Raw genomic sequence first — 7124 nt, 5'->3', positions numbered from 1 at the left:
CCCGTGACGCCGATGTTCCATGTAAACGCCTGGGGCATCCCCTACGGCGCGGTGAACCTCGGTGCGAAGCTCGTGTTCCCCGGGCCGCACCTGCATGCCGATGACCTTCTCGATCTGATGCAGATCGAACCGCCGACGTTGGCCATTGGTGTGCCGACGATCTGGATGANGTTAATGCAGACCTTCGAAGCGGCGCAAGCCGAAGGCTCACCCAACCGGGGCCGATGGAAGTTGCCGAGAGGAATGCACGCGGTGACGGGCGGCGCTACGGTGCCCGAATCTCTGATCCGCGCTTTGGACAAGCACGGCATTTGGATGGAGCAAGGATGGGGCATGACCGAAACGTCGCCCGTTTGCACCCGATCGTATCGCCGGACAGAACTGCGCGATGCCGGCGACGACGAGAAGTACCGCCGCGCCGCGATGGCCGGCGTGCCCGTGCCGCTTGTGGACCTGCGCCTGTGGGGCGATGACGGCGAGCAGCCGTGGGACGGCAAGAGCGTGGGCGAGATCCAGGTGCGTGGCCCGTTTATTACGGGCTCCTACCATGAGGTGCCCGTCACGAATGACAAGTTTACCCAAGACGGCTGGCTGCGCACCGGCGACGTCGCCTCGGTCGACCCGCTCGGCTTCGTGCGGATCACCGACCGCACGAAGGACCTCATCAAGTCCGGCGGTGAGTGGATTAGCTCGGCCGATCTCGAGAGTGCGTTGATGGAGCATCCCGCGGTCGCCGAAGCTGCGGTGATCGCAATCCCGCACGAGAAATGGAGCGAAAGGCCGCTCGCTTGCGTCGTGCTCAAGCCCGGCAAGCAAGTGGACACGAAGGAGTTCAACGAGCACCTGCTGGCGCGCGGCTTCGCGAAGTGGCAATTGCCTGAACGCTACGAGTCCATCGACGCCATACCGCGAACTTCGACCGGAAAATTCTGGAAAGTGAAGCTACGCGAATGCTTCCCGAAGTGAGGTTATCCGGCGCCGCGGATCATCGGCGATGCACATGCGTCAACTGGTTCGCGAATACCGACTTCGGAGCCTCTCGCCGAGAGGCGTCAAAGTCGTGGGTCTCAGCGATCACTCCGCCGCATACTGCGATCTCGCCGGTCTAGATGTGTGGCTAGGTTTACCAGGCGACATTGTGAGACGTAGGCAACTTGCCGAAGTCTCTTCTCATGGAACCCTCGGAGCTGTTGGTCCAAAGGTGCAATGTCCTACTCTGGCGGCCGCGATCGAGCGCCTCAGCGAAAATGCCCCAACTGAAATGTTGCCTTCATGCCGAAGATGTTATGGTGCAACCACGCCGAAGCCGATGGCGTCCAGATGCCACCCAGAATTGCATCCTTGAGGTGGCCCAGTGATGGCTTATAGGAATATCGCCTTTCAGCTCACGCCTGCGTCGCCTGTGAATTCGACCGGCGCGCAACGCGCGCTATCCGTCTCAGTGCGTGTTCGCATACGATTTCGTCGCCATTCGCGGTTTTGCGCCCCACCGATTGCGCGATGCCGGTGATCGAGCGGTTCGGCTTGCGGGCAACCTGCCACGTTTCCTCGCGCTTCACACGCGCGAGAAGGTCGATGCGCTCGCAGAAGCGCTGGCCAAGGAGATGATCTCATGAGTGAGTGAGGTGCGTCAGACCCAGGCTCAACAGCAGGTCCAAACGATAGCGCGCGTCGTCCGGGCCGCGCACCTACGCAACGTTGCGCGGGAGTCCGCATCCGCCGGTCGTCGTGAATTCAAGGCGGCAAGGGGATCCCACCAGTGGAAAAAAAGGTCGTTTAACCGCCGACAAAGTGGGCACCACAATTTCCATGCATAAGATAGTAGATAAAAAGCCGGTGTCGGCTTCGCGGCTCGAACTGACGAGACGGATGGGCCATCATGTCGCTGTCGAACTTAGCGAAACTGCGAAACTAGCGTGGCCGATGGCGCTGACCCAGATTGGGCAGATCGTGATGATGACAACTGATCTTGCCTTCATCGGGCACATCGGTGCAGAGGCGATCGCCGTGGCTGCGCTGGCCGGCAGAGTCTATGTCCTTGCCTTCACGTTCGGCACGGGCCTGCTGGCGCCAATCGCACCGCTAGCGGCGCAGGCGTTTGAAGCGAATAATCCTACCGTGGTGCGCCGCGCGCTGCGCATGGGACTGTGGGTGGCGATGGTGCTAGCGTTCCCGAGGTGCGTTCTGCGGAGAGCAAACACCGCTAGCTTTCGGCCAGGCGTTCGACACGGCGCGGCTCGCCCAGAGATATTTGTTCGGACTCGCCTGGGGCGCGATTCCGGCACTGGGTTTTATGGCTATCCGCAGTTTCATGGGCGCGGTCAACCTGCCGGAGCGGATCGCGTGGATCACGCTTGCAGCCATCCCCGTCGACGCCCTGCTGGCTTACGTAGCGGCGTTCCGGCTCGGTCGGCTCCAGATCGCGTATCCGGTTTAGTCCCAAGCGGCGAAAGTAGCGGCTGACGGTGGCGGCGACACCTCGACCTCGGCCGCGATCTGCTGATTGTGCGATCTGCCGCGCGAGATCAGCAACCCGCTCCGCAGCCACCACATCGGGCGAGGCAAGCCAGCTTGCCGTAAAGGTGAGCGGCGCGAGCATCAGGTCGGTATCGAGCAGTTGCAGCAGTCCATCGGCGAGTTCGTGATCGACGATCGCTGCAGGAATGACGGCCACGTTGAGTCCTTCGATTGCCATATGGATGACGGTGGCGAGCGACGTCGAGGCATGCAGGCGGATCGGCGGCAACTCCGGTCGGTCAAAGAGTTCACGCACCGCCTCATAGGGCTTGGTCTTGCGCGAAAAAGTGATGATCGGAAAGCGTGCGAGGTCTTGCGGCGTTACCGGGCCATTGCCGAGCCTCAGCAAGGGGCTTGCTATAGCATGATGTGCTTATACGGAAACATAGCCTGTTGAGATAGTTGGCGCACTCCTGCTTGGAGAAGAGATCGAAGAGTTCGCCGACCTTTCGCTAGGTTGCCTCGACGTCACGAGGCTCGGCAGCTCGGATCAGGTGTTTGACATGGCGAAGACCTGCTCGATCGGATTAAGGTCGCTGTAGGGCGGCAGGGCAGATGCGCTCCCTGGCGCGGATGGCGTCGCGGGCCGGCTTGCCCTTGACTGCCGAGGTCGTCGAGGATGACGACCTCGCCCTTTGTCAGGGTGAGCGCGAGCACCTTCTCGACATAGAGCGTGAAGAGTTCGCCATTGATGGGGCTAGCAACGACACTTTGCTAACGCAGGCAGCGGCGTAGGCATTGCCTTAGCGACCGCTCCTCCGCACAGGTTAACCGTTCCCGAGTCCCTCAGGTCGAGAACCGCTCGTCGAAACACTGAAACGCGGTCGATTTTTCCCAAATCGACGACGCTCGCCGACAGAGCAGGATGCAGCCGGACCTCTGGATTACAGAACATTACCAACCTTGGTAGGTTCGTTGTTGGTTTGTCTCAGCTAAGAGACTGGAGCCAGCCCAGAACTCGCGCAAGCTTGGAGAAGGGGGCCTGGTCAATATTTGCGAGGGAGGCCGCCCATGGATGGAGTGACTGGCTAGCTACGCAATTTGCATATTGTCGAACGCTAGAAGCAAACGTCTGCTCATGCTCATATTCGTAGGGATCATCTACTTGGCTATGGCGAATCCTATCCGTATCCGTGCGGCGCTTCCTCGGCGGACATTTACCCTTGGAAATTCATGGTCGATGAAACGCAGATTTGATGACAGACCGCACCGAAGCGGCACTGGCGCTGGCACGAAAATATACAGGCTGCTCGAGCGTCATGAGCTTCACGAATTTGTTCCGCGGTATGTTGCGTCACTTCTTGGCGATATCGGGCTCGTCATCCCGCAGGGAGCAAGGCGACGTTGCTCGCCACGATGTCATCCGCGTCTCTTACGATGGCTACTAGAACCGATCTTTCGATTCGCCGAGTTCTACGGCGGAGCGGGCAGACTTTAAACTAAAGGGACGCCTTGATCGCCTCGTTTCGAAATTTCCCATGTGCATCGAACATCGGCTTTAAGTGTCGTCACAGGCTGTTGCCACCCATCTGTACAATGCTGCACTCGATAATGGTCTACTATCGAATCGTCAGGCGCAAATCGCGGCGTCATTAAAATTCTCCTGCTGATAACCATGACTGATGGCCAATTCGATTATGGCATCGCTATCCTCAACCACGCACTACAGGAGCAAGCCAATGCAAACTATCCAAGTGTCTCGAGCGCCAGCCGTTTCGCCTATTACAATCAGAGAACGGATCGGCTCGATCAGCACTGGGGAGATCATCTCGGTCCTGAAAGGTGACATCACGGGCCTCCACATCAAGCAAGCGTTCAGTATCGAAGTAGCCGAGGAGATGACCGCGAATTTTATTCGCAATCCCGGTCTCAAGGAGCGCAAAGACGGCGTTCCCGGACAATATATCGGCGCATCTCACTATAGGAAGGATGCTGCCACCTATTTCGCAGAGTCGGAGAGTGCGCGACCATTCGTCGAAGACCTTTTTAGCAATTTGGTTGATCCGGTCCGCGGATTATTCGACGCATTGATGCGCGAGCTTCGCAATCAAGGCATTGAATTGCGGCTGGCCCGTTCGGTGCACGGTCAGTCCAATATTTGTTGCGCTCTCCGTTGGTCTGGTACCGCTACGTATGCCTTGGAGCCTCACGATGACGTCGCTCAAGTCCTATGTGCCGGGAGCGATTACGAGCTTCCGGCGGTGGGAAACAACACCGTCGTAGCGCTCAACTTCTATGCCAGCATGGCCGAGGAAGGGGGCAATCTGCGGATCTGGAGCCATAAGCCGACGGTCGCTGACCGGAAGTCGCAGGGAGTGGAGAGCACGGGGTATCCCTATTCGACATCTTATCTCGAGGCCGTTCCTTGCCACGATTTCCAGCTCAAGGCGGGAGACATCGCGCTGATAGACGGCGGCTTCATTCACGGAGTCACCCGACAATCAGGCAACGGAAAGTGTCGCCTTCTGCTGCACAGTTTCCTCGGATTTGCGCGGCCGGATCTTGTTCTCTGGTGGACCTGAAGTTAGACGTTCCAGCGACTAACTGGGAGCTATGGGCGAAACTTGGTGACAGCATGCAGGGATAAGGCGGGGTCTCGTGGGGGACCTCTCCACTTCTCCAACGAAGGAGTAATACTCCGTAGCCGACACTAACCTTTTTGAATTCGGCAAGCCAGGAGCTTTTGCCGATCCACTAACCGAAGTTTTCGCAACGTCGCGCGAGCTCTGCTGGTGCATGCGTCGAGCGCGAACTTGGGGCCGGCGCTGCCAGTTAAGGGAATCGTCTTCCCCTATCTTACAACTCTTGAGGATTCGATAGCATTGGTTCTCTTGGGACGCTCGCTGCGCTTAGCCGCCTTGCCGGCATGCGTTGGTGTGTTGCTACAGGACCTTGAGGCTGTCTCAACCTGAAACCAGCGCGAACCGCTGATCAGCAAGGCTGCGCCCCGGCCTAAGCTCGACGGAGTCCCACACGCATCCAGCGCCGAGGAGCATAAGTATGCCAAATTCTACCGGTACGTTTCTCAAAAACTACATGAACTTAGCCAAATGAGCATCTGCAGCCGACCGGGCGCAGCCTGCCGGATCTCTCAGCGGACAGCGTGCCCTCGCAGGCGATCTCATGGAGCGCCGTCGCCGTCGCCGCAGTTCACAGACGGGACAATCAGCGTCTTAATCGATAACTATATGGAGGACCACGCGGATTGGCTTCATTGCGGCGGCATTCGCGTCCACAACTTGCACCGGCCACTTAGCAGTTATATGTCCTTGCCGCTAGATCAGATGTTGGTGCGGTACCACTTTCCCGAGCCGGAGCGCCGGAATAGTAAGGGACCGCCGCCAGGCGCTGACGGTGTGGGCGACCGCGCAGTTGGAGGCGGCTACGCCGGTCGTAGATGAGCCCGTGCCGGCGCGTTCCGGGACAAAACGTGGTCACTTCGAGCCTGGCCGCCATGTTCTTCATTCCGAAAGCGTCGAGGGCGAGCCGGGCGGTGATCTCACTTTGTGAAAGTGGGCCCGTCTCAATGGAGGCCGGTGTCCTCAGGCACGAATTGGCCATGCGGTACGGTTTCAACGTTACACGGCCGTCTCGGCGTAGGGCATGTGAATTGCGAGCAGCGCACATACCGTGCAGCGGTGCTCACTTTCCGCGCCGTTGGATAGTCGCCCGTGAAGAACCCCTAAGGCCTTGACCGGGGACTCAATTTTCTAGCGAAGGCGGTTTTGAGATTGCAAGCTTTTGCGGCTTGAGGCCTCGGAAGCTTGCAAACTTGATTTAGAAGATTCCCTCGAATCGCTGGTCGTGGTTCCGTGGTCGCAGCGGAGGGGACGATGCGACCGAAGAAGCCGGGGACGACGGGGGAAGGCGATCTGTTTCGCGCCAGGCTCGATCAGATCATCAACCTGAAGCACGAGCTGGTGCAGCTTGGCGGCAAGATCGACTGGGACTGGATCGATCGCGAGATCGCGTCGCTCTACAGCGACAAGGGCCGGCCGGCCATCGCAAGCCGCTTCGCGATCGGGCTGTTGCTGCTCAAGCACATCTACGGCCTGTCCGACGAGGGGGTGTGCGAGCGCTGGGTCTACGACCCGTATTTCCAGCACTTCACCGGTGAAGAGTTCTTCCGGCACGAGTTCCCGCATGAGCGTTCCGACCTCAGCCACTGGCGCAAGCGGCTCGGCGACAAGCTGGAGCTTTTATTGGCCGAGAGCCTGCGGGTCGCGCACGAGACCGGCGCGCTGCGGACGCGCGACCTCAAGCGGGTGACGGTGGACACCACCGTTCAGCCCAAGGCCATCACCTTCCCGACCGACGCGTCGCGTCAATGACGAAAGAAATCGACGAACTCGCTGATCAAGATCCACACTGTCGCCGCCTAATGAGTGCGCCCGGCGTCGGGCCGATTATCTCAAGCGCGATGGTCGCCGCCATCGGAACCGGTGATGCCTTCCATAAAGGCCGAGACTTTGCAGCATGGCTTGGTCTGGTACCGAAGCAAATCTCGACCGGCGATCGAACCATTCTCGGCCGCATATCGAGGCGCGGCAATCGGTACCTGCGAACGCTGTTCATTCAAGGTGCCAGAGCCGTACTTCTGCAGCGTC

5 protein-coding genes and 3 pseudogenes are annotated in these 7124 nt (G+C 59.2%); 7 read left to right on the top strand and 1 reads right to left on the bottom strand.

Features of this window, described 5'->3' with window-relative positions:
- Positions 1 to 12: 12 nt before the first annotated feature.
- The gene (locus tag YUO_RS0137430; protein ID WP_430649593.1) at positions 13 to 966 is read left to right on the top strand and encodes an AMP-binding protein; all 954 of its coding nucleotides are present in this window, start codon (positions 13 to 15) and stop codon (positions 964 to 966) included.
- A gap of 843 nt (positions 967 to 1809) precedes the next feature.
- Entirely contained in the window at positions 1810 to 2463 is a 654-nt protein-coding gene (locus YUO_RS49250; protein ID WP_430649592.1) for an MATE family efflux transporter, read from the top strand.
- 34 nt (positions 2464 to 2497) lie between these two features.
- Here YUO_RS49250 and YUO_RS43345 read toward each other — a convergent pair.
- Positions 2498 to 2878 (bottom strand): annotated as a pseudogene (locus YUO_RS43345) (LysR substrate-binding domain-containing protein); the annotation flags it as partial.
- 194 nt (positions 2879 to 3072) lie between these two features.
- Between YUO_RS43345 and YUO_RS48385 the strand changes: the two are divergent.
- From YUO_RS48385 to YUO_RS45805, 5 genes and pseudogenes are all read left to right on the top strand, one after another.
- Positions 3073 to 3252 (top strand): hypothetical protein, encoded by a 180-nt coding sequence (locus YUO_RS48385; protein WP_235782966.1) that lies wholly within the window; start codon positions 3073 to 3075, stop codon positions 3250 to 3252.
- A 461-nt stretch (positions 3253 to 3713) separates the two neighbouring features.
- Positions 3714 to 3905 carry a hypothetical protein gene (locus YUO_RS0137410; protein ID WP_028351689.1) on the top strand — a complete coding sequence of 64 codons (192 nt, stop codon included), beginning with the start codon at positions 3714 to 3716 and terminating at the stop codon, positions 3903 to 3905.
- A gap of 291 nt (positions 3906 to 4196) precedes the next feature.
- The gene (locus YUO_RS0137405; RefSeq protein ID WP_028351688.1) at positions 4197 to 5039 is read left to right on the top strand and encodes a 2OG-Fe(II)-dependent halogenase WelO5 family protein; all 843 of its coding nucleotides are present in this window, start codon (positions 4197 to 4199) and stop codon (positions 5037 to 5039) included.
- Between the two features lie 1311 nt (positions 5040 to 6350).
- Positions 6351 to 6836 (top strand): annotated as a pseudogene (locus YUO_RS43335) (transposase); the annotation flags it as partial.
- Positions 6837 to 6853: 17 nt separating this feature from the next.
- Positions 6854 to 7124, top strand: a pseudogene (locus YUO_RS45805) (transposase); the annotation flags it as partial.

This window comes from Bradyrhizobium murdochi, from assembly GCF_000472965.1.
GTDB lineage: Bacteria > Pseudomonadota > Alphaproteobacteria > Rhizobiales > Xanthobacteraceae > Bradyrhizobium > Bradyrhizobium murdochi.
This window is presented reverse-complemented; position numbering and strand designations above follow the sequence as displayed.

Bases quoted from the DNA above. Each gene is read 5' to 3' on its own strand.
- YUO_RS49250 (WP_430649592.1), top strand. From the start codon at position 1,810: ATGCATAAGATAGTAGATAAAAAGCCGGTGTCGGCTTCGCGGCTCGAA.
- YUO_RS48385 (WP_235782966.1), top strand. From the start codon at position 3,073: ATGCGCTCCCTGGCGCGGATGGCGTCGCGGGCCGGCTTGCCCTTGACT.
- YUO_RS0137410 (WP_028351689.1), top strand. From the start codon at position 3,714: ATGACAGACCGCACCGAAGCGGCACTGGCGCTGGCACGAAAATATACA.
- YUO_RS0137405 (WP_028351688.1), top strand. From the start codon at position 4,197: ATGCAAACTATCCAAGTGTCTCGAGCGCCAGCCGTTTCGCCTATTACA.